The organism is Vibrio sp. FF145, assembly GCF_041439075.1.
In the GTDB taxonomy this organism is placed as follows: Bacteria; Pseudomonadota; Gammaproteobacteria; order Enterobacterales; family Vibrionaceae; genus Vibrio; species Vibrio tasmaniensis_A.
The window spans coordinates 1-24,815 of sequence record NZ_JBGONH010000018.1 but is presented as its reverse complement, the minus strand read 5'-3'; the positions used below and the strand labels follow the sequence as shown (position 1 = coordinate 24,815).

General features: G+C 45.2%; 24 protein-coding genes and 1 other RNA gene. 7 read left to right on the top strand and 18 right to left on the bottom strand.

All coding sequences use genetic code 11. The annotated features are described in order from the left end of the window. The 10 genes from ftsW to rsmI all read right to left on the bottom strand — a co-directional run bounded on the left by ftsW (position 1) and on the right by rsmI (position 11,305). On the bottom strand, positions 1 to 1,197 hold the full coding sequence (ftsW, locus tag ACED42_RS08900) for a cell division protein FtsW (RefSeq protein ID WP_009848956.1): 1,197 nt from the start codon (positions 1,195 to 1,197) through the stop codon (positions 1 to 3). A gap of 22 nt (positions 1,198 to 1,219) precedes the next feature. Next, positions 1,220 to 2,536, bottom strand: a complete 1,317-nt coding sequence (gene murD, locus ACED42_RS08895; RefSeq protein WP_371702218.1) for a UDP-N-acetylmuramoyl-L-alanine--D-glutamate ligase — start codon at positions 2,534 to 2,536, stop codon at positions 1,220 to 1,222. Between the two features lie 58 nt (positions 2,537 to 2,594). Next, entirely contained in the window at positions 2,595 to 3,677 is a 1,083-nt protein-coding gene (mraY, locus tag ACED42_RS08890) for a phospho-N-acetylmuramoyl-pentapeptide-transferase (protein ID WP_009848954.1), read from the bottom strand. Next, complete coding sequence (murF, locus tag ACED42_RS08885; protein WP_371702216.1) at positions 3,674 to 5,047, bottom strand: UDP-N-acetylmuramoyl-tripeptide--D-alanyl-D-alanine ligase; 1,374 nt, start codon at positions 5,045 to 5,047, stop codon at positions 3,674 to 3,676. Before murF ends, mraY begins: the two co-directional genes overlap by 4 nt. Next, positions 5,047 to 6,531, bottom strand: coding sequence for a UDP-N-acetylmuramoyl-L-alanyl-D-glutamate--2,6-diaminopimelate ligase (gene murE, locus ACED42_RS08880; RefSeq protein ID WP_371702214.1), 1,485 nt, complete (start codon positions 6,529 to 6,531; stop codon positions 5,047 to 5,049). The genes murF and murE overlap by 1 nt, the downstream gene beginning before the upstream one ends. 18 nt (positions 6,532 to 6,549) lie before the next feature. After that, a complete protein-coding gene (locus ACED42_RS08875; protein ID WP_009848951.1) occupies positions 6,550 to 8,307 on the bottom strand; it encodes a penicillin-binding transpeptidase domain-containing protein in 1,758 nt (585 codons plus the stop codon). After that, positions 8,304 to 8,621: a cell division protein FtsL gene (gene ftsL / locus ACED42_RS08870; protein ID WP_009848950.1), complete on the bottom strand. Its 318-nt coding sequence runs from the start codon at positions 8,619 to 8,621 to the stop codon at positions 8,304 to 8,306. Before ftsL ends, ACED42_RS08875 begins: the two co-directional genes overlap by 4 nt. A gap of 3 nt (positions 8,622 to 8,624) precedes the next feature. Further along, positions 8,625 to 9,575 carry a 16S rRNA (cytosine(1402)-N(4))-methyltransferase RsmH gene (gene rsmH, locus ACED42_RS08865; RefSeq protein ID WP_009848949.1) on the bottom strand — a complete coding sequence of 317 codons (951 nt, stop codon included), beginning with the start codon at positions 9,573 to 9,575 and terminating at the stop codon, positions 8,625 to 8,627. Positions 9,576 to 9,803: 228 nt separating this feature from the next. Continuing rightward, positions 9,804 to 10,243: RNase P RNA component class A (gene rnpB, locus ACED42_RS08860), an RNA gene on the bottom strand. Between the two features lie 195 nt (positions 10,244 to 10,438). Continuing rightward, on the bottom strand, positions 10,439 to 11,305 hold the full coding sequence (rsmI, locus tag ACED42_RS08855; protein WP_009848948.1) for a 16S rRNA (cytidine(1402)-2'-O)-methyltransferase: 867 nt from the start codon (positions 11,303 to 11,305) through the stop codon (positions 10,439 to 10,441). A 61-nt stretch (positions 11,306 to 11,366) separates the two neighbouring features. Here rsmI and ACED42_RS08850 point away from each other — a divergent pair, with 61 nt between their 5' ends. From ACED42_RS08850 to ACED42_RS08835, 4 genes are read left to right on the top strand one after another with little or no spacing between them, the layout of a single operon-like run. Continuing rightward, complete coding sequence (locus ACED42_RS08850) at positions 11,367 to 13,184, top strand: penicillin-binding protein activator (protein WP_371702212.1); 1,818 nt, start codon at positions 11,367 to 11,369, stop codon at positions 13,182 to 13,184. Further along, entirely contained in the window at positions 13,171 to 13,569 is a 399-nt protein-coding gene (locus ACED42_RS08845) for a YraN family protein (RefSeq protein ID WP_009848946.1), read from the top strand. Before ACED42_RS08850 ends, ACED42_RS08845 begins: the two co-directional genes overlap by 14 nt. A 2-nt stretch (positions 13,570 to 13,571) precedes the next feature. Next, complete coding sequence (locus tag ACED42_RS08840) at positions 13,572 to 14,162, top strand: phosphoheptose isomerase (RefSeq protein WP_004729817.1); 591 nt, start codon at positions 13,572 to 13,574, stop codon at positions 14,160 to 14,162. Positions 14,163 to 14,178: 16 nt separating this feature from the next. Further along, positions 14,179 to 14,784 (top strand): BON domain-containing protein, encoded by a 606-nt coding sequence (locus ACED42_RS08835; protein ID WP_009848945.1) that lies wholly within the window; start codon positions 14,179 to 14,181, stop codon positions 14,782 to 14,784. A 165-nt stretch (positions 14,785 to 14,949) separates the two neighbouring features. On the opposite strand, the gene sspB is transcribed toward ACED42_RS08835, so the two are convergent. The 8 genes from sspB to zapE all read right to left on the bottom strand — a co-directional run bounded on the left by sspB (position 14,950) and on the right by zapE (position 21,289). Beyond that, positions 14,950 to 15,444 carry a ClpXP protease specificity-enhancing factor gene (gene sspB / locus ACED42_RS08830; RefSeq protein ID WP_012603204.1) on the bottom strand — a complete coding sequence of 165 codons (495 nt, stop codon included), beginning with the start codon at positions 15,442 to 15,444 and terminating at the stop codon, positions 14,950 to 14,952. Between the two features lie 6 nt (positions 15,445 to 15,450). Further along, positions 15,451 to 16,086 carry a stringent starvation protein SspA gene (gene sspA / locus ACED42_RS08825; RefSeq protein ID WP_009848943.1) on the bottom strand — a complete coding sequence of 212 codons (636 nt, stop codon included), beginning with the start codon at positions 16,084 to 16,086 and terminating at the stop codon, positions 15,451 to 15,453. Between the two features lie 97 nt (positions 16,087 to 16,183). Then, positions 16,184 to 16,921 carry a cytochrome c1 gene (locus ACED42_RS08820; RefSeq protein WP_009848942.1) on the bottom strand — a complete coding sequence of 246 codons (738 nt, stop codon included), beginning with the start codon at positions 16,919 to 16,921 and terminating at the stop codon, positions 16,184 to 16,186. Next, positions 16,918 to 18,183, bottom strand: coding sequence for a cytochrome bc complex cytochrome b subunit (locus ACED42_RS08815; protein WP_009848941.1), 1,266 nt, complete (start codon positions 18,181 to 18,183; stop codon positions 16,918 to 16,920). Before ACED42_RS08815 ends, ACED42_RS08820 begins: the two co-directional genes overlap by 4 nt. Next, a complete protein-coding gene (gene petA / locus ACED42_RS08810; protein ID WP_010434692.1) occupies positions 18,183 to 18,773 on the bottom strand; it encodes a ubiquinol-cytochrome c reductase iron-sulfur subunit in 591 nt (196 codons plus the stop codon). The genes ACED42_RS08815 and petA overlap by 1 nt, the downstream gene beginning before the upstream one ends. 330 nt (positions 18,774 to 19,103) lie before the next feature. After that, positions 19,104 to 19,496 (bottom strand): 30S ribosomal protein S9, encoded by a 393-nt coding sequence (rpsI, locus tag ACED42_RS08805; protein ID WP_004740758.1) that lies wholly within the window; start codon positions 19,494 to 19,496, stop codon positions 19,104 to 19,106. Between the two features lie 13 nt (positions 19,497 to 19,509). Next, a complete protein-coding gene (gene rplM, locus ACED42_RS08800) occupies positions 19,510 to 19,938 on the bottom strand; it encodes a 50S ribosomal protein L13 (RefSeq protein ID WP_010434689.1) in 429 nt (142 codons plus the stop codon). Positions 19,939 to 20,185: 247 nt separating this feature from the next. Beyond that, entirely contained in the window at positions 20,186 to 21,289 is a 1,104-nt protein-coding gene (gene zapE / locus ACED42_RS08795; protein WP_102250313.1) for a cell division protein ZapE, read from the bottom strand. Positions 21,290 to 21,508: 219 nt separating this feature from the next. On the opposite strand from zapE, the gene zapG reads away from it, so the two are divergent. The 3 genes from zapG to degS all read left to right on the top strand — a co-directional run bounded on the left by zapG (position 21,509) and on the right by degS (position 24,669). Continuing rightward, a complete protein-coding gene (gene zapG / locus ACED42_RS08790) occupies positions 21,509 to 21,964 on the top strand; it encodes a Z-ring associated protein ZapG (RefSeq protein WP_009848969.1) in 456 nt (151 codons plus the stop codon). Between the two features lie 126 nt (positions 21,965 to 22,090). Further along, on the top strand, positions 22,091 to 23,446 hold the full coding sequence (locus tag ACED42_RS08785; RefSeq protein WP_029225534.1) for a DegQ family serine endoprotease: 1,356 nt from the start codon (positions 22,091 to 22,093) through the stop codon (positions 23,444 to 23,446). A 158-nt stretch (positions 23,447 to 23,604) separates the two neighbouring features. Next, positions 23,605 to 24,669, top strand: coding sequence for an outer membrane-stress sensor serine endopeptidase DegS (gene degS, locus ACED42_RS08780; RefSeq protein WP_029225535.1), 1,065 nt, complete (start codon positions 23,605 to 23,607; stop codon positions 24,667 to 24,669). Positions 24,670 to 24,815 lie beyond the last annotated feature (146 nt).

Sequence of the window (24,815 nt, the reverse complement as noted above, 5' to 3'; positions counted from 1 at the left end):
TTATTCTACTAATTCGTTTTGATTGTCGGCTTGTTCTTTTTGTTGAACTCGGCATTCATGATCGATACGCAGCAGCATAGAAACCGCTACTGACATCACGATAAGGCTTGAACCTCCGTAACTGATCAGCGGTAAGGTTAGACCTTTGGTCGGAACAATACCTGAAGCGGCACCTACATTAACAAGCGTCTGAAAAGCAAACCAAATACCAATGCCAAACGCCAGATAACCGCTGAACACTTGGTCGTTTTCGAAAGCTTTTTTGCCAATAAAAATAGCTTTAAAAACCAAACTAAAGATCAGCATCAACACTAAGGTTACGCCAACAAAACCCAACTCTTCAGCCAGTACAGCAAAAACAAAATCGGTGTGTGCTTCAGGTAGGTACTCGAGTTTTTGAATTGAATTACCAAGCCCTTGCCCCATCCAATCACCACGACCGAACGCCATCAATGATTGAGTTAGCTGATAACCACTACCAAACGGGTCACTCCAAGGTTCCCAGAATGACGTAACACGTCGAACACGATAAGGCTCAATAACAATCAATCCCACAACGGCAGCAATACCTGCCACCATTAAGGCTATAAATTGTGACAGCTTAGCACCTGCGATAAACAACATGCCAAACAAGGTAACCAACATTACGACAACGGTACCCAAATCGGGCTGGCCAAGTAGCAACACCGCAAAGGCACCGAACACCATGATCGGTTTACCAAAACCACCGAAGAAGGTTTTTCTCACTTCATCCTGTTTACGTACCAAATAGCCCGCCATAAAGATAAACAGAGATAACTTAGCGACTTCAGCAGGTTGTAAGTTAAACAGCCCGAGAGGAATCCAACGTGAGGCACCGTTAACCGACTTACCGACGGCTAACACCACCACTAGCAAAAAGAAGGATAAGCCCAATAGGTACATACTGTATTGAAACCAGCGTTTCATCGGGATTTGTAATATTACGCTGGATACACCTAACGCTAACACCAGGAAAATGGCGTGGCGGAACATGAAGTGAAACGGCTGATCGGTTAAACGAGCACTGATTGGGAACGAAGCCGACGTTACCATTACCAAGCCCGTCAGCATCAGTCCAAGAGCAATCCATACCAACTGACGATCGTAGAGCGCCTCTGGTGTGGCACGGTTAAGCCATTGCCAAATAGATTGATTAATCTCTTTCACTCTTTGCACTGAATGTTAGTCCTTCAACACGTTAGGCATACTCATGAGCAAGTTCAGTGAACGCATCACCTCTCGCCATGAAGTTATTAAATTGATCGAAGCTTGCACATGCAGGAGACAACATCACCATGTCACCCGACACCAATTGTGCAGAGATACTCTCGATGATGTCACGCATGGTATCAAACGTCTTAGCCGATGGATGTAATGGCATAAATTGCGCAGCATCTTCACCGAAGCAACACAGTTGTACGCGGTCTAGTTGCGCCAACACGGGGTTAAGCTCGCTAAAGTCAGCACCTTTGCCCACACCTCCGACTAAGAGATACAAAGTACCTTGGTATTCTAATCCCGACAGAGCCGCTAATGTACTGGCTACGTTGGTCGCTTTCGAGTCGTTAACCCATTTAATTTCGCGTTTGTCAGCCACTACTTGGCAACGATGCGTCAAACCATTGTAGGCTTTCAAAGCTTCAAGACTTTTGCTGTAATCGATACCGACTTGCTTAAGCAGTGCTAAAGAGACTAAAGCATTCGCCACATTATGACGTCCAACCAATGTTAAATCTTGGCTAGGAAGTACAGGCTTACCGTTGTCCATTAGCCATTCGGTGCCATCAATCGTCGCTACACCAAACTCTTGGTCATCGAGTCCGAATGTCACTAATGGCATACTGTGGTCAGGATAAGTCTCTTTGTCTTCGCGGTTTACGATCGCGTACTGAGCATTATTAAAAATTCTTAATTTAGCGTCACGGTAATCGGCCATGCCTTGATAGCGATCCATATGATCTTCTGACAAGTTCAAAAAGGCCGCCGCTACAAGATTTAGACTGGATGTTGTCTCTAGCTGAAAGCTTGAAAGCTCAAGGACATACAAGTCGGCATCAAGCTCAAGAAGATCCAAGGCAGGAATACCTATGTTGCCACCAATGCCAACGTTAAGACCAGCAGCTTTGGCAAGCACACCCGTTAGATCGGTCACCGTACTCTTGCCATTGGAGCCTGTTATTGCCACGACGGGTTTGTCTACCGCCCAACCAAACAGTTCAATATCGCCAACAACCGGAATACCCGCTTGAATAACATCTTGTATTTCAGGGGTCGCTAAGGCGATACCTGGGTTAGCAACCACTAAATCAGCTTCCGCTAACCATTGGCTATTCCAACTTCCAGAATGCAGCTCTACCGATTCAGGCAAAGATTCTTTTCCTGGTGGTAGCTCTCGCGTATCAATTACCTTCACATGCGTATGAGGTTGATATTTTACGAGATGTTTAACGACAGAGAGCCCGGTAATACCGAGCCCCACAACAACTACATTTTGAATATTTTGCCAATGTTCCATTTAAACAAGATGCTCTTAATAGTTTTAAAGAGCCTCTAATTAAGAGGCTCACATAGGATTAACGAACTTTCAGCGTTGCTAGGCCAACCAGTACTAATACCATTGAGATGATCCAAAAACGCACGATGACACGTGGCTCCGGCCAACCTTTCAGTTCATAGTGGTGGTGAATTGGTGCCATGCGGAAAATACGCTGACCGCGCAATTTGTAAGAGCCAACTTGCAGTATCACTGACAAGGTCTCCATTACAAACACACCGCCCATGATAACCAATACCAACTCTTGGCGAACTAACACAGCGATCACACCCAGAGCACCACCAAGCGCTAGTGAGCCAACATCGCCCATGAATACTTGTGCAGGATAAGTGTTGAACCATAGAAAACCAAGTCCAGCACCGACGATAGCAGTACATACCACAACCAGCTCGGAGGTGTATGGGATGTATGGAATGTGTAAGTATGACGCAAAGTTAACGTTACCGGTCGCCCAAGCAATTACAGCAAAACCAGCCGCAACCATAACCGTTGGCATAATGGCCAAGCCGTCTAGACCGTCTGTTAGGTTTACCGCGTTACTGGTTCCCACAATAACAAAGTAAGTTAGTACGATATACAGTAAACCAAGTTGTGGCATCACATCTTTAAAGAAAGGAACAACCAATTGAGTTGCTGCAGTATCGTGTCCGTGAGCATACAGAGCAAACGCCACGACTAACGCAATTGCTGATTGCCAGAAGTACTTCCAGCGAGCGATCAAACCATCGGTGTTCTTACGAACGACTTTACGGTAGTCATCAACAAAGCCAACCGCGCCATAACCAGCAAGTACAACTAATACAGCCCAAACATAAGGATTCGAGAGATCAGCCCACATCAATACCGTAATAATGATCGCAGCAAGGATCATCACACCGCCCATGGTTGGCGTGCCACGTTTGCTGAAATGAGATTCAGGGCCGTCATTACGAACAACTTGGCCAATTTGTAGCATTTGCAGACGCTCAATTAAACGAGGTCCCATCCACAGTGACAGACATAACGCCGTCAAAATACTCGCGATTGCACGAAACGATAAGTATTCGAACAAACGGAAAAAAGAAAAGTGTGGCTGTAGTAGCTCTGCAAGCCAAATTATCATGAAAAGTTCTCCTTTAAAGCAGCGGCTATTTTACTCATTCCTGCACTATTCGCGCCTTTTACCAATAAGGTATGTGACACGCTTTCTGGCAAGCTTAGGTGCTGCTCTATGTGCGCGATCATCGCTTGATGCGTTGTAAAGTGGGTACCATTACAGACCTCACTAATCACCTTGGTATCATCACCGTAAGTAAGTACATGCTCAAAAGCGAATGGGGCAGCATATTCACCGACTTGACGGTGAAGTGCAAGGCTTTCATCGCCTAATTCAGCCATATTACCTAAAATTAACCAACGCTGACCTTTGAAGCTCGAGAGTAGCTTCGCTGCCGCCTTCATTGCTGGCACGCTGGCGTTGTAACTGTCATCTATGAGTTTGATATTCTGACTTAATTGTTGAACCTCAACTCGCCCTTTGACAGAGATCAGATTCGCTAAACCATTTTTCACCTCATCAAGCGAGGCTCCAAATTGGATGCTCAACGCTGCAGCTGCTAATGCATTCGCTACGTTATGTTGACCGATGATACCAAGCTCAACAAATATGGACCCTTGAGGTGTCTGCATATCAAAGCACGCTTCACCTTGCTCATTGATGCGAATATTCTTGGCAAAATAATCCGCCTTGCTGTCGCTTTCTGAAAATGTCAGCACGCTTTTATCTGCAAGCACGTCATTCCAAAAGTCACCACCGTTGCTCTCTAGATTAACAATAGCAGTATCATCAGCAGCAAGCCCCTGAAAGATTTCACCTTTCGCTTGTTTCACACCATTGATAGACCCAAAGCCTTCTAAGTGCGCTGCAGCTACGTTATTAACTAACGCCACCTGTGGTTTCACAAGCTGCGTGGTATAGGCAATTTCACCAATGTGGTTCGCGCCCAGTTCTATCACGGCATAGTCGTCATTTGCTTCACTGCGCAGCAAGGTTAATGGCACTCCAATATCATTATTGAAGTTACCTGCGGTAAACAACACCTTGCCACGTTGCTGCAGAATGCTTGCCACCATCTCTTTAACCGTCGTTTTACCACAACTGCCTGTAATCGCCATGGTTGGCACGTTACACTGTTTATGGATCCAAGCACTTAGCTGACCTAAAGCAAGTTTAGTGTCTTCAACAACCACCTGAGTAATATTTAGGTCAAGTTTTCGTTCGACTAACAACGCGCTCGCATTAGCCTCTACCGCTTGATGACAAAAGTCATGCGCATCAAAGCGCTCGCCAACAAGAGCAACAAACAGTGCGCCCTCTTCAACGGTTCGAGTGTCAGTAGAAACCGCATTAATAACACTATTGCTCGACTTGCCAGCCTCAATCAGCTGACCGCTCACCGCTGAACAAATCTGCTCGAGTGATACATCAATCATTATGAAATACCTAAAAGTTGTAGCGCAGACTCTCGATCTGAGTAATGGATCGTTTCGTCTTTCAATACTTGGTAATCCTCATGGCCTTTACCAGCCAAAAGAATAATGTCATTACTGCCAGCCTGTTCTAGGGCAAACTTAACCGCTTGATAGCGGTCGTGCTCGACGAATGCAGATTCAGGTTCGCTTAAACCAGCTAGCATGTCTTTAACAATCAGTGCAGGCTCTTCGCTGCGAGGGTTGTCATCTGAAATAATAATTTTGTCGGCAAACTGCTCTGCTGTAACTGCCATCATTGGGCGCTTACCTGTGTCGCGATCGCCACCACAACCGAAGATAGCCCACAGCTTTCCAGAGCAGTGTACACGCAGTGCAGCCAATGCTTTTTCTAGCGCATCGGGCGTATGCGCGTAATCGACAACGACTTTTGCTTTGCTCGGAACTTGAAACAGTTCCATACGACCAATAACAGGTTGAAGCTGAGACGCGGTGTCGACCAAGGTTTGCTTGTCGATGCCTAATGAAAGCAAAGTCGCGAAAGCAACCAGTACGTTTGATGCGTTGAACTGACCAATCAATGGAACCGAAAGATCACCTTGCCCCCAGCTACCATCGAAAGAGAGCTTAATCCCAGTTTCTGCATAGGCGACATCAGATGCCCACACCGACTGTTGGTAACCAGACAACGGAAGCAATGAAACAGCTATTGCATTGGACAAATCTGACATCCACGCTTTGCCGACTTCATCATCCACATTGATCACTGCATGTTTGCATTTGTGTTGAGTAAACAGGCTTTTCTTAGCCAATGCGTACTCTTCCATCGTGCCGTGGTAATCAAGGTGATCACGACTCAGGTTAGTGAACACACCAACCTCAAAATCCAATGCTTTTACTCGGCCTTGAACCAAACCATGAGAAGAGATTTCCATCGCGGTATAAACTGCACTTTCCTCAGCCAACTCGCTCAGTGTACGTTGTATTTCAATCGCGCTGCCTGTGGTATTAGCCGCTGTTTTTAGGTTATCTAAGAAGCCATTACCCGTGGTGCCCATTACCGCCGAACGCTGGCCGACCAAATCAAGCCACTGAGCAATCAATTGGGTGATGGTGGTTTTGCCATTGGTGCCGGTAACACCAATCAACTTAGTCGCTTGAGAAGAATAAACTCGGCCAGCCAGTTCGGAGAGAATTGAATTTAGCTCAGAGACATAAACAACAGGAACTGCATTTAACCACTCAACCAAGCCATGAGCTTTGTCATCACTCGCTTGTGCAATGACAGCTTTCGCACCTTGAGCGACGGCTTTGTCGATAAAGCGACGACCATCAATGGCATGTCCAACAATGGCAACAAAAATATCGCCTTCCTTGATGGTACGGCTATCCAACTCCAATTGCTCAACAGCAATCGCATCTAGCTCAAGTGAACTAAAGTCCCCCCAAGGAGAAAGTAAAGATGACAGCGTGAGGCTATTACTCATATTGAATCCTGATTGGCTCTATTCTTGAAACTTGTTTTCATCAGCAGGGACATTGAGTATTTGCAGTGCACCCTTCATGATTTCAGAAAAAACGGGGGCAGCAACTGAACCACCATAGTAAAGGTCACCTTGCGGCTCATTGACTACGACAACCAGAGCTACTCTTGGATCGCTGACTGGAGCAAAACCCGACGTTATAGCAATATACTCATCACTATAGCCACCCGCAGCAGCTTTACGAGATGTACCCGTTTTTGCCGCAACTCGATAACCCGGAACAGCGGCTCTGGTTGCAGTTCCGCCCTTTTGAGTCACGCCTTCTAACATTTGCAATACCATCTCTGCATTTTCACGTTTGATGATCTGCTTTGAGAAATCTTGGTCGTTGCTTTTAATGATATGAATCGGTTCATACATGCCTTTGTTGGCTAACGTTGCGTAAGCATGAGCCAACTGAAGCGGGGTCACAGATAAGCCATAACCAAAGGATAGCGTCGCGATTTCGAACTTGGACCAACGGCGACGGTTAGGAAAAATACCACTCGTTTCACCCACGAGATTTAGCCCAGACATTTCGCCTAAACCAACCGAACTGTACATACCAAGTAACGCTTCAAGCGGCATATCAAGCGCTAATTTCGCAACGCCGATGTTACTTGATTTTTTAAGGATCAAGGCTAAATCAGCCTTGCCCACTTTAGAGGTATCACGTACTCGGCTACCTCCAATTTGCATGATGCCATTACCCGTATCAATAATAGATTTCGCATCAGCTGTACCATTTTCTAATGCGGCGAGCACCACAAAAGGTTTCACTGTTGAGCCGGGCTCCATAGCATCGGTCAGCACGCGGTTTCGCATTTTAAAGCTTTGTAAATCAGAGCGGTTGTTCGGGTTGTAAGATGGTGCATTGACCATGGCTAACACAGCGCCCGTTTTCACATCGAGTAATACTGCAGAGCCTGAGGTCGCTTTATGATCGGCCACCGCTTGCTTAATCGCTCGATAGGCTATCGCCTGCAATCGTTGATCGATGGTGAGTTCTAGTGGTTTGCCTTCTTCGCGTTCTTCTAACGCAATGTTTTCGACAACGCGTCCGTAGCGGTCTTTACGAATCGTTCGCTTGCCTGCTTCGCCCGTAAGCCATTTATCGTAACTGCGTTCAACCCCTTCCAGGCCGTGCCCATCAATTCCGGTCACACCGATAAGGTGTGCACTGACTTCACCAGCAGGGTAGTAACGTCGAGATTCCGCTTTTAGGCCCACACCCACCAGCTTAAGTTCACGGATATACTTAGCCATCGCAGGGCTAACTTGTCTTTGTAGATAAATAAATCGACGGGATTTATTGCTAGAGATCTTATCGATCATCGATTGTCGCTGTAGGCCAAGTACATCGGCTAACGCATACCAACGATCAATCTGGGCCATGCCATTTTTATCGAAAATCGTTTTTGGGTCGGCCCATACTGCTTCAACGGGAACACTCACAGCAAGCGGCTCGCCATTGCGGTCAGAGATAATACCGCGAGCAGAAGGAATAGCCTTAACACGCACTGAGCGAAGATCGCCCTGGCGAATTAAGTTATCGGGTTCAATGATTTGGATGTAAGCCACACGGCCAACGAGTGCAGCAAAGGCTAGAAACACGAAAGCAATAACAACGTTGAAACGCCATTTAATAAGAATTGGATCCGAATCCTTTTCGCTCTTCACTCGCTCTTTCGTTGATTCATTAACGGTTTTTGCGGGTGTTTTTTCCTTTTTACCGGTCATTTCAGTGTGATCACAACTTCTTTGTCGGAGTCTGGACGTTTCATGTCTAGCTCTCTTTTTGCCGATGCTTGAACGCGGCTGTGTTCTGCTAGCGCCGTCTCTTCAAGCATTAAATTTCGCCACTCATCATCAAGTTGTTCCCGCTCCACCAATGCCATGTCTTTTTGCGTAATCGCCTGACGTGATACATGTGTCGTAAGAACGACCCCCATCGCACTCGCAAAGATGCAGATAAGAAGCCCCAATGGGACTTTGCCCACGGAGATCAAATCAAAAAAGATTATCTTGGCTAAGTTGGGTTTGGAGGTCTTCATTGACTATAGCTTTTCTGCGATTCGTAGTACTGAACTACGCGAACGAGTATTCTCATCCACTTCATCTTTAGAAGGCTTAATTGCTTTACCAATTGGTTTCAGATCGGCACTGCCTAGCGCTTTGATCTGCTCTTCAGTTAGTGGCAGGCCATGTGGTACTTGCGGTCCTTGGCTCTCTTTACGGATAAAGCGCTTCACCATACGGTCTTCAAGCGAGTGGAAACTGATAACAGAGATACGACCTTGAGGAGCTAGAATGCTTGCCGCGCCTTTCAGTGCTGTATCGATCTCTTCTAGTTCACTGTTAATGTAGATACGGAATGCTTGGAAAGCACGTGTTGCTGGGTGTTTTTTCTCTTTGAAGCTTTTTGGAGCGACATCAGAGATAAGCTTAGCCAGTTGACCAGTGCGCGTTAGCGGTTCGTTCTCTTCATTCTCTTGATAAGCAATGATGCCTTTCGCGATACGACGAGCGTGTTTGTCTTCACCGAACTCACGAATAACCCATGTGATGTCATCAAGATCAGCTTCAACCAACCACTGAGAAACAGGAATGCCGGTTGTTGGGTCCATACGCATATCAAGCGGGCCATCTTTCATAAAGCTAAAGCCACGCTCAGCGTCATCTAGCTGTGGTGAAGAGACACCTAAATCCAGCAATACGCCATCCACTTGACCGACTAAGTCATAACGCTCTGCATATTCAGCCATACCTGAGAACGGGCCGTGAATAATCGTAAAACGAGGGTCATCAATCTTTTGTGCTTCGGCAATCGCTTGTGGATCGCGGTCGATACTAAAGAGTCTTCCATTCTCGCCCAGTTTAGACAGGATTGTACGGCTGTGACCACCACGGCCAAAAGTACCATCAATATAGGTACCGTCAGGTTTGATCGCAAGTCCGTCAATAGATTCGTTAAGCAATACTGAAATATGTTTGAATGCTTCTGTCATAGTCTTCTCAGTGAATGGATTGAGCCATTAGTTCGGCAATAATATGTTCTATTAACGTTTTAGTTTACTGATTTCACGCCGTATCTCCACCATATTGTGTATAGGCTTTGGGAATTTTTGACCCAAGCTCATATCAAGATGATGGATTCTAAGGAAATCTAAATAATTAACGTCAATATAAAGCAAAAAACCCATCACTACCGTTAAGTAATGATGGGTTCTTTATATAGGTGGAGTTGACACATACGCCGGGTTCTGTTCCGCTTGCGCGGCGGTAACCATTCGTCTAGGCCTGCAATCGCTCACAGGCTCAAGCAATCTACCCGCCCCCATACGCGAGCAGCGCAATGCGAGGGCCTATTTGATCTTGCTCCGGGTGGAGTTTACCTTGCTACGAACTGTTGCCAGTCGCACGGTGCGCTCTTACCGCACCCTTTCAGCCTTACCTGTGCCTCTTCCGAAGAAATGAGGCCATCGGCGGTCTTCTCTCTGCTGCACTTGTCGTGGGCTCGCGCCCCCCAGACGTTATCTGGCACCCTGCTCTATGGAGCCCGGACGTTCCTCCCCTCTACCAGTCTCCCGAAGGACTTCAACGTCAGTTTCCCGAAGGACCTCAACGTCAGTCTCCCGAAGGACATCAGCAAAGCAGCGATTACCCGTTCAACTCCGAGGGCGGATTGTATAGAGATTAGTGTGCAGTGTCTAGCGAGATCACAAATATGCTGCAAACCATTAAGCAAGTGCACGAATTTCACACAATCCAAGCACAAAAAAAGGAGCGACGGTATTACCATCACTCCTCACAAGCTTTTCAATACAGGTTAGCTACTCTATAAATAGGTATCTAGTCTATAAAGAGCTATCTAGTTGTCTAGATGCTCTAAGCCCCATTTGTATAAAGCGTTCTTTTTCAGATTGTAGATTTCTGCCGTCATCGCCGCTGCTTTTTTAAGTGGCAGTTCTTTGGTTAGAATACCCAGCGTGCGAGTCGCTTCGTCTGGCAACTCTGTGCTCGCTTCTTCACGGTGACCGTGAATTAGCAATACCATCTCACCGCGTTTACGGTTTGCGTCTTCTTCAATCCACTCAATAAGTTCACCAAGTGGCAGACCTTGGATGGTTTCGAAGGTTTTGGTTAGCTCACGCGCCAATACAACCTCACGGTCAGGGCCTAAGATCTCTAGCATGTCTTGTAGAGAATCAGTAATACGGTGCGGAGATTCGTAGAAGATACACGTGCGTTCTGCTTTTGCGATCTCTAAGAACTTGTCTTTACGACCTTTGCTCTTTGGCGGTAAGAAACCTTCAAAGCTGAAACGATCAGACGGCAAACCAGACGCACTTAGTGCGGTAATCACAGCACAAGCACCAGGAAGTGGCACAACTCTCACACCCGCTTGACGACATTGTGAGACAAGATGGTAACCTGGATCACTGATTAAAGGAGTACCCGCATCAGAGACTAATGCGATAGACTGACCTTCTAATAACCTTTCGACTAGAACTTGTGCTTTAGTTTGTTCATTATGATCATGTAAAGCGAACGTTCTGGTTGATATATTGAAGTGAGCAAGCAGCTTACCCGTGTGGCGTGTGTCTTCGGCTGCAATAACATCGACACTTGATAAAATTTCAATTGCTCTTTGAGTGATATCTCCCAAATTTCCGATTGGGGTTGGCACAATATAGAGAGTTGGGCTCTCTGTGAGCAAGGTTTTGTTATCTGTCATTTGTTTACCATCACTTCAACGATTAATATAGATACAAATTTATACGGAATTTAAAGAACTCATGGCAACGATGAACCATAAGAGACTCAGTGTACCACGCTTACTCACTCCAATTGCATTAGCAATTACATTGGCGGCTTGTTCTTCAGGTCCTCAAGCACCAACGCGTGTTGATATTACACTAGATCCAGCGCAATCAACTGAAAGTTACATGATGCAGGCGGATAGTAGCAAAGGAAGTCTACAAAACGACTGGTTAATCATGGCGCTTAAGGCTTCTGTGCAAGCTGGAAAAACCGATCAAGCGACTCTGCTGATCAAACGCTTAGCCAAACAAGAGCTGAGTGAAGTTCAACAAGCAGAATGGCAATTAGCTCGCGCTCAACTGCTGGTGAATAACTCACAACCACAGCAAGCGTACAGCCAACTGAACTTTCAGCCTTGGTGGAAGCTTCCGAACGAGCAATGGAAAGATTATCACGAGCTACGCGCTAACATTTCTGAAATACAGAATGAGTATTTCGAAGCGAGCCGTGAGTTAGTCCTTTATTCTGAATATCTGGACGCTAGCGACGAAAGCCAACAGCAAACGGCCAACCGTATTTGGCAGAACCTGAATAGCTACTCTCAATACGAGATTCTAGAACTGAAAACATCGCCGACAGAAGATGTGCTTTCAGGTTGGTTGCAACTGGCTATCTACATGAAGACGCTGAATTCGAACCTTCCAAACCTACAGGAAACCCTGGCTGATTGGTTAGCTGAGAACCCTCGTCACCCAGCAGCACTTTATACACCTCAAGCGATCACCGACATCTTGGCACTAGAGATCAGCAAACCAACCAGCACTGCGCTGCTGCTGCCGCTAACAGGTAAGTACGGTAAGCAAGCGCAACTTGTGCGTGATGGTTTCATCTTTGCGATGATGAATGACAAAGAGCGTGAAGAAAATGCAACGTTGACCGTAATGGATACCAACGTACAAAGTGCCGCTGAAATTAAAGCGAAACTGGAAGAGAATAACGTTGATTTCATCGTTGGCCCTCTGATTAAGAGCAATATCACCAAGCTTCAACAAGCGCAGAAAAACCACGAAAACTCGATTCCAGCATTAGCTCTTAATATTCCAACTCAGCTAGAACCAGATACTAATATTTGTTATCTCGCTTTATCGCCAGAACAAGAAGTCGCTCAGGCTGCGAAACACCTTTTTGCACAAGGCTATAAGTACCCACTTATTCTTGCACCCAAAGGACGCTTAGGTGACCGCGTTGAGCAAGCATTTAACGAAGAGTGGCAGAAATACAGCAACAACGACGTTGCAATCAGCTTCTTCTCTGACAAACGCCAACTGCAGCGTAATGTGAATCAGATTTTCGGTTTACAAGAGAGCCAACAACGTATCGCTCAAATGGATGGGCTACTTAACTTAGACCTAGAAACAGAGCCACGCAGTCGTCGTGATATCGATTCTGTCTACATTGTCGCTAAGAACTCAGAGCTAACACTCATCAAACCCTTCATTGAAGTTGCAATTAACCCTGATGCTAGCCAACCTGCACTGTTTTCAAATTCACGCAGCAACAGCGGTGACAAGCAATATGAAGACCTAACGGGTGTCTTCTACAGCGATATCCCGCTATTGGTCGAGAACAAAAACGAGCTTAACAAAGCGCTTAATGACCTATGGCCTTCACACTCGAACAGCCAAAAGCGTCTACAAGCTCTAGGAATGGATGCATACTATCTAATGGATGCACTACCACAGATGAAAGCCGTACAAGATTACAGCATTACAGGTGAAACCGGCGTATTAACCATCGACAACAACTGTGTTGTTCAACGTGAAATCAGCTGGGCAGAGCATGGGGCTTTTTAGCCGTAAGTTCCTATCCAAGCCAACAATCACCCACAAACAAGTGGGTGATAAATACGAGACCGTGGCAAAGAATTATTTAGTTCGCCACGGTTTATCGTTAATTGAAGAAAACTTCATAGCAAAGTGTGGCGAAATTGATCTTATAATGCGCCATAACAATACGGTTGTGTTTACTGAGGTAAAATACCGCAAGCAAACACGCTACGGACATGCCGCTGAAATGGTGACTGCCAAAAAGTCACAAAAGCTACTCAAAACAGCCAATGTTTGGCTTATGCAGCAAGGCTTGTCGGTACACTCTACAGATTACAGGTTTGATATCATTGCCATCGAAGGGCCGAATGACACTATCGACTGGATTCAAAACGCGATTACCCAAGGATAAACATGCTAGACAGCATCAAAGAAAGTTTTACAGAAAGTATTCAAATCCAAATTGCGGCGGCAGAAGCTCTGCCAGACGCAATCACGCATGCCGCTCAAGCAATGGTTGCAACCCTGCTTAACGGAAACAAGATTCTTTGTTGTGGTAACGGTGGTTCGGCATCGAATGCTCAGCAATTTGTCTCTTGCCTACTTAATCGCTTTGAAACCGAGCGCCCTAGTCTTCCAGCAATGGCTCTCACTGCTGACAACACTACGCTAACGGCTGTGGCTAACGACTACCACTATGAAGAGATCTTCTCTAAGCAGGTACGTGCGTTTGGTCAAACTGGTGATATTTTACTGGCTATATCTACTAGTGGTAACAGTAAAAATATCATCAAAGCAATGGAAGCTGCGGTAACACGTGATATGACAATCATCGCCTTTACTGGTAAAGATGGTGGTGAAATGGCTGGCCTGCTTGGTGAGCACGATGTAGAAATTCGTATTCCCTCACACCGTACAGCACGTATCCACGAAGTACACATGGTGACACTACACTGCTTATGTGACCTAATCGATCAAGTACTCTTCCCAGCTCACGAAGAGTGATATACGGAGCATCACGATGAAATCATTAACTTCTATGAAGCTGCTTAAGCTGATTAGTGTTTCGCTACTTACACTGTCGTTATCTGGTTGTGCTGGTCTTTTCATTGCTGGTGCAGCAACTACTGCAAATCTAGTCACAGATACACGAACCACCAAAGAGATTTGGAGCGACAACAATATCGAATTTGAAGTTGCAGCTATGACTAATAAACCGCCATTTCGCGGCAATGTCAGTATCACAGCAAGCTCTTACCGTGGTTCAGTAGTTCTGATGGGGCAAGCAACGACAGATGCTGAACGTCGTGCTTTTGAAAGCCAAGCTAAAGCAGTAACGGGGGTTGAAAGTATACACAACCAGATCCGAGTGAAAGAGCCACTGTCTGTTAGTGCTATCAGCAAAGACAGTTGGATTACCACTAAAGTGAAGTCTGCCCTACTTGCCAAGTCTGAGCTTAACGGTATCAAAGTCAAAGTCATTACTGAAGATTCAGAAGTATTTCTGCTTGGATTAGTTTCTCGAGAACACGCTGATATCGCGACAGAAGTTGCGCGTAATATCTCTGGTGTGAAGCAGGTGATTCGAGCGTTTGAATATGGTGAAGATGACAATTTGGTAAACTAACACCCTCTGAATTTACTTAGCCAACTTAGCTGCTTATTAGCTGGTTGGTTGGCTGGTAAAGCCTAACGAAATGAATCAGATTAATAAAAGTCAGTTAGCACAAAAAGAAAAAGCAGCGATAAATCGCTGCTTTTTTTTGTATTTGGAGTTATTTAAAAAATAACGCTATTTGATAACACGAAGGCTTGGGCGACCTTTCGCTGGACGAGATGGCTCAGGTTCTGAGTCAGACTCTTCAGCATCTACGTCTGCTGTTGCAACACTCAAAGATGGGCCTTTTTCTGGTTCTTCAAAAGGACTTTCTTCAATTCCTTCTTCAAACGCTTCCATGTAAGCCTCTTCAGGTTCAAACATGGTACCAGCACCATTCTCACGAGCATAAATTGCTTGTACTGCGTATAGCGGAACGATCACAGAGTGTGGACGACCACTAAAGCGAGCACTAAACGTCACAGCTTCGTTACCCAGTTCAAGTTGTCCAACCGCACGAGGCGCGATGTTCAGAATGATCTGACCATCTTGAACAAACTCGTCTGGAACTCTCACACCCGGCAATGTTGCTTCAACAACCAAGTGTGGAGTCAGTTCGTTATCAACCAGCCATTCATAAAATGCACGAAGCATGTATGGTCGGCGTGGAGTCATATTTGAAATATCCATAAACGCTTAGCGAACGAGTCGCATCTCGCGCTCAGCTTCCGTTAGAGAAGCTAGGAATGAATCACGTTCGAATACGCGGTTCATGTAAATCTTAAGTTCTTTAGAACCAGGACCAATCAGTTCGATACCAAGCTCAGGTAAACGCCATAGTAGCGGAGCTAGGTAACAATCAATTAGGCTAAACTCTTCGCTCATGAAGTATTCATACTCAGCGAAGATAGGAGCAAGAGTTAATAGGTCGTTGCGTAATTTCACGCGAGCTGCTTCAGATTCTTCAGCGTTGCCTTTAACGATCTTCTCTGCAACTGAATACCAGTTACGCTCAATTCGGTACATCATTAGACGACTGTTACCACGAGCAACCGGGTATACAGGCATCAATGGTGGATGAGGGAAACGCTCATCTAGGTATTCCATGATGATCTTAGAGTCATATAGAGCAAGCTCACGATCAACAAGAGTAGGTACTGATTTGTACGGGTTCAGTTCAACAAGCTCTGCTGGTAGATTTTTTTCATCAACCAACTCAACTTCAACACTTACGCCTTTTTCAGCAAGAACAATGCGCACCTGATGGCTATACATATCAGAAGCACTTGAGAAAAGAGTCATTACAGAACGTTTATTGGCAGCTACAGCCATGGAGCCCTCCAGTACACTTTAAATAAAAACAATGGAGGCCTAAAGCCTCCATTGAACATTAACATAATTTGGGAATTAGCACGGTATTATAGCACAATTAGTGCACATCACGCCAATACTCTTTCTTCAGCAAAATCACGATGATAGTGAAGATTACTAAGAAGGCCATTACCCACCAACCCATAGCATGACGCTCAAGTTGAACAGGGTCGCCCGAGTAAACCAAAAAGTTAACAAGGTCACGAACTGCTTCGTCATACTCACCAGCACTTAATTCGCCAGAACCATCCGTTTCAGTGCCAACAACAACCTTAACTTCCTCACCATCGACCATGTGAGTATCGTAGATTGGCGTTGGGATACCTTGTAGCTCTTCAAGAACATGCGGCATACCAACACTTGGGAAAACCAGGTTGTTCACACCAAATGGACGAGACGGATCTTCATAGAAAGTACGAAGGTACGTGTATAGCCAATCTGCGCCACGAACACGAGCAACCAATGTTAGATCTGGTGGTGGAGCACCAAACCAACTAGCAGCTTGCTCAGAAGGCATAGCGTTAACCATCAAGCTACCAATTTTCACTTCAGGATCGAAGATCAGGTTTTCCTTCATTAGGTCTAAAGGAATCTCCAAATCATTCGCAACACGTTCATAACGTTGGTACTGCGTTGAGTGACAAGCGAAACAGTAGTTCATGAACATCTTAGCGCCATTTTGCAATGAAGCTTTGTCTGTTAAATCATTGTTTGCTTTGTCTAATGGTACGCCTGCACCCGCTGCCATCGCTAGTGACGGCAACATAGCAAATAAAATTACAATCCACTTTTTCATTTGAATGTCACCCTTTCTGGTAATGGTTTCGTCGCTTCATTTTTACTGTAGAACCACAGCAGAACGAAGAACATGAAGTAACCTAAGCTAAAGATTTGAGCTAATAGCGTGTATGTAGGCGTTGCTGGAAGCGCACCAAGTACACCAAGCGCAATAAAGCTTATTGTGAATTGGATGATGTTAATCAAATGCAGTTTGCTACGGTAACGGTAAGAACGCACTTTACAACGGTCGAACCATGGCAGTAGGAATAGCACAACAATTGAAGCGCCCATTGCAACTACACCTAACAGCTTATCTGGAACAGCACGAAGTACAGCGTAGAACGGCGTGAAGTACCAAACTGGAGCAATATGCTCAGGTGTTTTCAGCGGGTTTGCAGCTTCAAAGTTAGGCGGCTCAAGGAAGTACCCACCCATTTCTGGGTTAAAGAACAGCACGTAACAGAACAAGAATAGGAAACCAGCAACACCAACCATATCTTTTACCGTCCCGTATGGGTGGAAAGGAATAGAGTCAATGATGTCGTATTTCTTAGTGTAATCCTTGTGGAATGGGAACTGAGTTTTGTAGTCGTCGCCCATTGTGCCTTTAGGAAGCTTAGTTTCGATACCGTCTGGGTTGTTCGAACCCACTTCGTGCAGCGCCAGTACGTGAAGTACGATAAGCAGCAGAAGTACAATTGGCAGAGCAATAACGTGCAGTGCGAAGAAACGGTTCAGCGTTGCACCAGAGATGATGTAGTCACCACGGATCCAAAGCGTTAGGTCATCACCTATAACAGGGATCGCACCAAACAGAGAAATGATTACCTGAGCACCCCAGTAAGACATTTGACCCCATGGTAGTAGGTAGCCCATGAAAGCCTCAGCCATAAGCACTAAGAAGATCAACATACCGAAGATCCAAAGTAACTCACGAGGCTTTTGGTAAGAACCGTAGATTAGACCACGGAACATATGCAGGTAGATCACAACGAAGAATGCCGATGCACCTGTTGAGTGCATGTAACGCAGTAGCCAACCGTATTCCACATCACGCATGATGTATTCAACAGAAGCAAATGCACCCTCACCAGACGGTACATAGTTCATTGTCAGCCAAATACCCGTAAGGATTTGGTTAACCAGTACTAACATTGCTAAAGAACCAAAAAGGTACCAAAAGTTAAAGTTCTTAGGCATTGGGTATTCAGATAAATGCTTCTTGTAAGCATTCATCGCGGGTAGACGTTTCTCTACCCAATCAAGCAATCCTTGCATTACGCGTCTCCCTCGTCCACACCGATCATGATCTTAGTGTCACTCAAATACATATGCTTTGGTACAACAAGATTCAATGGAGCAGGTACGCCTTGGAATACTCGACCTGCCATATCAAACTTTGAACCATGGCAAGGACAGAAGAAACCAGACTTAACACCCTGAACTTGTTCTGCAAAAGAATCTGGCAGGTAAGTTGGAGAACAACCTAAGTGCGTACAGAAACCAACAGCAACGAAGAATTCCGGCTTAATTGAACGAAACTCGTTCTGCGCGTATTCTGGTTGTTGTTCAGCTTCAGATTGAGGGTCACGAAGTTGACCACCGATCGCTTTTAGATTCTCTAGCACCGATTCAGCACGGCGTACAACCCATACAGGCTTACCTTGCCACTCGACACGAACCATTTGTCCCGGCTCTAACTTACTGACTTCCACTTCAACCGGTGCGCCTGCAGCTTTCGCCTTGGCACTCGGGTTCCATGATTTAATAAAAGGCACGGCTACAGCAGCTGCTCCTAAACCACCAACAACGGCTGTTGTTGCGGTTAAGAAACGCCTGCGACCGTTATTTAAAGGCGCGTTGCTCATCCAAACATTCTCCCATTTGCTCCTTATGGATTGAAATAATTCCGAATAAAGAGCATGGCTAACAAAATATGTATTTAGTTCTATTTATTGACGGCAAATGATAAATAAAACCCTACTTTTTGACAAGATAAAGCTACCTTTTTGTAACAATCATGAGGCAAAGCGCACATTGGGTTACAAAAGCTTTCAAAATATAAGAATTTGGAAATAAAACGAGGGAGGGAAAGCGTTTAGAGGGGGCATAAAAACAAAAAGCCCGGCATATAGCCGAGCTTTGAACCACAATTCCAGTCGAAAAACTGGGAGCGTGTACTTTTTCGTAAAGAAAAATTAACGCTTAGAGAATTGAGGTTTACGACGTGCTTTACGTAGACCAACTTTCTTACGTTCAACGCAACGAGCGTCACGCGTAACATAGCCAGCTGCACGTAGAGCAGGACGTAGAGTTTCATCGTATTCCATAAGAGCACGAGTGATACCGTGGCGGATTGCGCCAGCTTGACCTGAAATACCACCACCAGAAACAGTGATGTAAAGGTCAAGTTTCTCAGTTAGTTCAACTAGCTCAAGAGGTTGTTTAACAACCATACGAGAAGTTGGACGACCGAAGTAAACATCAAGGCTGCGCTTGTTGATTACGATCTCACCAGAGCCTGGTTTGATGAAAACACGAGCTGCTGAGCTTTTGCGACGACCAGTGCCGTAGTATTGATTCTCTGCCATTGTCTTAATCCCCTTAGATGTCTAGTACTTGTGGCTGTTGAGCAACATGGTTGTGCTCAGTACCAGCGTACACTTTAAGCTTACGGTACATCGCGCGGCCTAGTGGACCACGTGGAAGCATACCTTTAACTGCTAGTTCAAGAACCATTTCTGGTTTCTTAGCAATTAGCTTTTCAAAAGTGATAGTTTTAAGACCACCTGGGAACTCAGAGTGACGGTAGTAAACCTTACCCTTAGCTTTGTTACCAGTTACAGCAACTTTCTCAGCGTTAACAACGATGATGTAATCACCAGTGTCTACGTGAGGAGTGTATTCTGCTTTGTGCTTGCCGCGTAGGCGAGAAGCGATTTCACTTGCTAGACGGCCAAGAGTTTTGCCTTCAGCGTCTACAACATACCAGTCGCGTTTTACAGTTTCTGGTTTAGCAACGAAAGTTTTCATGCTAATAATTACCTATTTAAAAAATTTACACTTAAGGAATACTCGCGTATTCCCACTGTCTAAGAGTTACCATTCATCACCCCTTCGAGTGTTGGAAAACTCTTGGCATAACGTGATTTTACTCATCGCTAGAGGCCCGCAGTAACGGTAGGTCGCAGGATTATAGAGAAGAGCGAAGAAAAAATCACCTCTTTTTGAACAAAATCACGATTTTTTTAATTCTCTTTCTTATTCGAGATAATCAAAGCTAACTTAAGTGTTCTTTTGCCAAATACTCATGGCTCTGCATTTCAATTAAACGCGACTGACAACGTTTAAACTCAAACTCTAGTTGACCATGGGTGTATAGTTTTTCTAGCTCCACTTCCGCTGAAATAATCAGTTTCACATTGCGCTCATAGAACTCATCAACTAACGCAATAAAGCGTCTAGCAGCGTCATCGGAAGTCACGCCCATTTGCAACACATCAGCCAATAGAACCGTGTGATAAACCCGAGACAACTCAATATAATCGTTCTGGCTACGAGCCGACTGACAAAGCTGAGCAAAAGTACCATGCAGCACACCATCACTCGCTTCGACCACATCTAATTGACGGTGATTAACCTCTATCTGCTTAAGCTTCTCTTTATCTTCACCAACAAGCTGCGCGTAATATGTTTCGAGGTTAATGTTAGCTTGGCTATCCAGTGGGTAATGGTAGATCTCAGCCTGCTCTAAGGTTCTCAGACGATAATCAATTCCGCTATCAACATTAAGAATATGACAGTTGTCTTGAATGAGCTTAATAGCGGGTAAGAAACGCGCTCGCTGTAACCCGTTGCGATACAGATCCGCAGGTGGAATATTAGAGGTCGCAACCAAGATAACGTTTCGAGCGAATAACTCTTGGAACAAGGTTCCTAAGATCATCGCATCCGTGATGTCTGAAACAAAGAATTCATCAAAACAGATAATATCCGCTTCTTCTTTCAACTTATCTGCGACTAGAGGCAACGGGTCGCTAACATTACCTAGTGCCCTTAGCTCATCATGGACTCGATACATAAAGCGGTGAAAGTGAACGCGCATTTTTTTTGTGGTCGGTAAGGCATCGTAGAACGTATCCATTAAATAGGTTTTACCGCGCCCGACGCCGCCCCAAAAATAGAGGCCTTTTGGTGGCAGTGGCAGTTCTGGCTTTTTGCCCATTAACTTCTGGAATCGAGTCAGTTGAGGAATAGGGGCATTCATGTAATCTTGGAATTGATGAAAGAGTTCATCTAAAGATTTAACGGCTTGCTCTTGTGCTGGATCTCTTTGAAATCCATGTTCTTTTATATCTTGTTCGTATTTTTTAATGGGATTCATGACGACATTTCCACAATGAAAGCGATATCAGACAGCAAATAAAAATGAGCCCAAACAGTATGAGACATGTCGCTATGCGGTGAATAATGCAGCATCAAACTGCTAACTAGCGCACACGCATTTCTCTTTATACTGCGGCTTTCTCATAGTACCATGGAGCTGTATCACGTGTAACTAAGCAGTAACAAACATGTTAAAAAACAATAATAAGGAGCTGTTATGCCTTGGATGTATGCCGTTGCCGGTTTACTAGTCGGAGTTATTTTAGGGGTCGCTATTTCTCGTCTCATGACACCTGAATACAAAAAACAAAAGAACGTACAGAAAGAATTAGATAGCGCAAAGTTTGCCCTGGAACAGCAGCGACAAGAGCTAGCTGACCACTTTGCGAAATCAGCAGAAATGTTGGACACCTTAGGTAAGGACTATACAAAGCTTTACCAACACATGGAAAAAACAAGCTCAGAGCTACTCCCTAACCTGCCAGAGCAAGACAACCCATTTGTGAAAACAGCCGCTGCTCATTCGGATAAGCCACAAGATAAGTCTTCAGTTAAAGAGTCGACGCTTGAAGAACAACCGAAAGATTACGCTAATGGCGCAACGGGTTTATTTACCGAGCAGAAGAAAGAAATCATGGATGCTCCCGATGTCGTTACAGCAAAAGCATCGTAAACATTTAACACTTCTGTGAACTTTACAAAGGTTTTTGAGTCATAACTTTCACTCAGGTCATTTGAAACTTCTCATACTTATTAAACGTATAAGAGGGTTAAGACCTTAACTAGAGAGGAGTTTATGATGAAAAAACCTTTGCTTGCTTTATCAGTACTGACTTTAAGCTTAAGTTCAATCATCACCCCCATTCAAGCTACAGCCGCACTTCCATTAAGTGTGGGTAATGAACAATTACCAAGCCTTGCTCCTATGCTTGAACAAGTAACCCCCGCTGTGGTTAGTATTGCCGTAGAAGGCAAACAGGTACAACGTCAGCAAATCCCTGAACAATTTCAATTCTTTTTTGGTCCAGAACAAACACGAGAGCGTCCATTCCGCGGGCTAGGCTCTGGTGTCATCATTGATGCCAAGAAAGGCCATATTGTCACCAATTACCATGTCATCAATGGTGCCGACGATATCAAAGTAAAACTGCATGATGGTCGAGAGTACGATGCAGAACTCATCGGCGGCGACCAGATGTCTGATATCGCGCTATTAAAACTCGAAACAGCCAAAAACCTTACCCAGATAAAAGTCGCAGATTCCGACAAATTGAGAGTCGGCGATTTCAGTGTGGCTATCGGCAACCCATTTGGGCTTGGTCAAACCGTAACATCCGGTATCGTTTCAGCGTTAGGACGTAGCGGTCTCAATCTAGAGAACTTCGAAAACTTCATTCAAACCGATGCCGCGATTAACAGTGGTAACTCTGGAGGTGCGTTAGTGAATCTTAACGGTGAACTGATTGGTATCAATACTGCCATCCTAGGACCTAACGGAGGCAATGTCGGTATCGGCTTTGCCATTCCATCCAATATGATGACAAACCTGACTGAACAGATTCTCGATTTCGGTGAAGTAAAACGCGGCATGCTTGGTGTCCAAGGTGGAGAGGTCACCTCGGAATTGGCTGAAGCGCTTGGTTATGAGTCCAGCAAAGGTGCTTTTGTTAGCCAAATTGTACCCGACAGTGCTGCAGACAAAGCCGGATTGAAAGCGGGCGATGTCATTGTCTCCATTAACGGTAAGCGTATTGACACTTTTAGTGAGTTAAGAGCCAAAGTAGCCACCTTAGGTGCAGGTAAACAGATCGAGTTAGGCGTGGTTCGTGACGGTAAGAATAAGACCTTTGACGTCACGCTTGGTGAATCCACAAATAGTAAGACACAAGCTGAAAAGCTCCATGAAGGACTTGCCGGTGCAGAGCTCACCAACACAACCGACAGCGATTCAGCGACAGGCGTCAAGGTATCAAGTGTCGCTCAAGGTTCGCCAGCAGAAGCTTATCAGCTTCTTAAAGATGACATCATCATCGGGGTAAACCGCCAACCAGTTAAGAACCTTGCTGAATTTAGAAAGATTCTTGAAAAACAACCTGGCGTATTGGCACTTAATATACAGCGAGACGATAGGACTATCTATCTAGTTATTCGATAGCCATACGTCAGCGTAATTACAGGGAGGCTCAGTAAGTTTGCTTTAAACTTACTCAGTCTCCCTTTTCTTTAGATCAATCAAAATGCTATGCTTCACTGATAATCAAGTCAGTCATCCATTGACGGATGCTTCATACCTTACTTGTTGAAGAGGGAAACATGCTGTCCTTTCTATTTCGTTCTATTTCCCTTGGACTCGTTTCAGCGGCGCTTATTCTTCTCGCATTCCCGAGTTTAAGGCCGGCGATTGTTGCAGACGTCACGAACCCTCAAGTCGATAATATTGGCTCTCTTCAGATCTCATTTAACCAAGCGGTGCGACGAGCTGCACCCGCTGTGGTCAATATTTATAGTCGTAAATACGCAGAAAGCGATCGCAACAAGCTACTAACTCAAGGATTAGGTTCAGGGGTGATTGTTAGCGAAAAAGGCTACATCATTACCAACTTCCATGTTGTTGCTCAAGCTGACCAAATAGTCGTGGCACTTCAAGACGGACGAGTAGCGGCCGCACAACTTGTCGGCTCAGACAAACGCACCGATATTGCGATACTCCGAGTCAGCGGTGACAACTTACCTGTTATTCCACTGAACCCGAATTACAAAGCAAATGTCGGCGACGTGGTGCTGGCTATCGGTAACCCATACAACCTAGGGCAAACGACAACCTTTGGTATTATCTCTGCAACAGGTCGTTCTTCGATCAGTGCAGATGGTCACCAAGCCTTTATCCAGACTGATGCTGCAATCAATGAAGGTAACTCAGGTGGCGCACTGGTTAACTCACAAGGTGAGCTCGTCGGTATCAACACGGCTTCTTTCCAACAAGCTACCGACATGGAAACCTACGGGATCTCATTTGCAATCCCCTACTCACTTGCTAATAAAATCATGGAGAAGATCATCGCCGATGGTCGTGTCATTCGTGGTTATATTGGTATCGACGGACAAGACATCAATTCGGTGACATCACGCTTGCTCGGTACTAAGAACATCGGTGGTATTGTTGTCTTAGGCATTGACCCGAATGGTCCTGCAGCCGATGCCGGCTTTGAAGCACAAGATATCATTATCAGCATCAACAACACCCAAATTAGCGGACGACAGAGCGTAATGGACATTGTTACTGACCTTCGCCCAGGTACTATCATTGATGTTGGTGTATTGCGCAAAGGTGAAAACAAGACACTCAAGGTCACCATTACCGAAGACACACGCCTGTAGTCTTTATTTAGTTTGATTGCTAATAGCTAGTAACTCAAACCGCCAATTACAGAGACAAAAAGTATAGATACAAAAAACCCAGCTCTTAAGCTCAACACCTATCATTTAAGGTGTTTAGATCGCACAGTGTAGCGAGTCTTACTAAA

Coding starts and splice junctions, on each gene's coding strand:
- murF (WP_371702216.1), bottom strand. CDS start 5,047: ATGATTGATGTATCACTCGAGCAGATTTGTTCAGCGGTGAGCGGTCAG.
- mraY (WP_009848954.1), bottom strand. CDS start 3,677: ATGATAATTTGGCTTGCAGAGCTACTACAGCCACACTTTTCTTTTTTC.
- ACED42_RS08845 (WP_009848946.1), top strand. CDS start 13,171: ATGGGGCTTTTTAGCCGTAAGTTCCTATCCAAGCCAACAATCACCCAC.
- sspB (WP_012603204.1), bottom strand. CDS start 15,444: ATGGATATTTCAAATATGACTCCACGCCGACCATACATGCTTCGTGCA.
- ACED42_RS08840 (WP_004729817.1), top strand. CDS start 13,572: ATGCTAGACAGCATCAAAGAAAGTTTTACAGAAAGTATTCAAATCCAA.
- petA (WP_010434692.1), bottom strand. CDS start 18,773: ATGAGCAACGCGCCTTTAAATAACGGTCGCAGGCGTTTCTTAACCGCA.
- ACED42_RS08850 (WP_371702212.1), top strand. CDS start 11,367: ATGGCAACGATGAACCATAAGAGACTCAGTGTACCACGCTTACTCACT.
- murE (WP_371702214.1), bottom strand. CDS start 6,531: ATGAGTAATAGCCTCACGCTGTCATCTTTACTTTCTCCTTGGGGGGAC.
- ACED42_RS08815 (WP_009848941.1), bottom strand. CDS start 18,183: ATGCAAGGATTGCTTGATTGGGTAGAGAAACGTCTACCCGCGATGAAT.
- ACED42_RS08820 (WP_009848942.1), bottom strand. CDS start 16,921: ATGAAAAAGTGGATTGTAATTTTATTTGCTATGTTGCCGTCACTAGCG.
- ACED42_RS08785 (WP_029225534.1), top strand. CDS start 22,091: ATGAAAAAACCTTTGCTTGCTTTATCAGTACTGACTTTAAGCTTAAGT.
- sspA (WP_009848943.1), bottom strand. CDS start 16,086: ATGGCTGTAGCTGCCAATAAACGTTCTGTAATGACTCTTTTCTCAAGT.
- rplM (WP_010434689.1), bottom strand. CDS start 19,938: ATGAAAACTTTCGTTGCTAAACCAGAAACTGTAAAACGCGACTGGTAT.
- ftsL (WP_009848950.1), bottom strand. CDS start 8,621: ATGAAGACCTCCAAACCCAACTTAGCCAAGATAATCTTTTTTGATTTG.
- rsmH (WP_009848949.1), bottom strand. CDS start 9,575: ATGACAGAAGCATTCAAACATATTTCAGTATTGCTTAACGAATCTATT.
- zapE (WP_102250313.1), bottom strand. CDS start 21,289: ATGAATCCCATTAAAAAATACGAACAAGATATAAAAGAACATGGATTT.
- degS (WP_029225535.1), top strand. CDS start 23,605: ATGCTGTCCTTTCTATTTCGTTCTATTTCCCTTGGACTCGTTTCAGCG.
- zapG (WP_009848969.1), top strand. CDS start 21,509: ATGCCTTGGATGTATGCCGTTGCCGGTTTACTAGTCGGAGTTATTTTA.
- ACED42_RS08875 (WP_009848951.1), bottom strand. CDS start 8,307: ATGACCGGTAAAAAGGAAAAAACACCCGCAAAAACCGTTAATGAATCA.
- rpsI (WP_004740758.1), bottom strand. CDS start 19,496: ATGGCAGAGAATCAATACTACGGCACTGGTCGTCGCAAAAGCTCAGCA.
- rsmI (WP_009848948.1), bottom strand. CDS start 11,305: ATGACAGATAACAAAACCTTGCTCACAGAGAGCCCAACTCTCTATATT.
- ACED42_RS08835 (WP_009848945.1), top strand. CDS start 14,179: ATGAAATCATTAACTTCTATGAAGCTGCTTAAGCTGATTAGTGTTTCG.
- murD (WP_371702218.1), bottom strand. CDS start 2,536: ATGGAACATTGGCAAAATATTCAAAATGTAGTTGTTGTGGGGCTCGGT.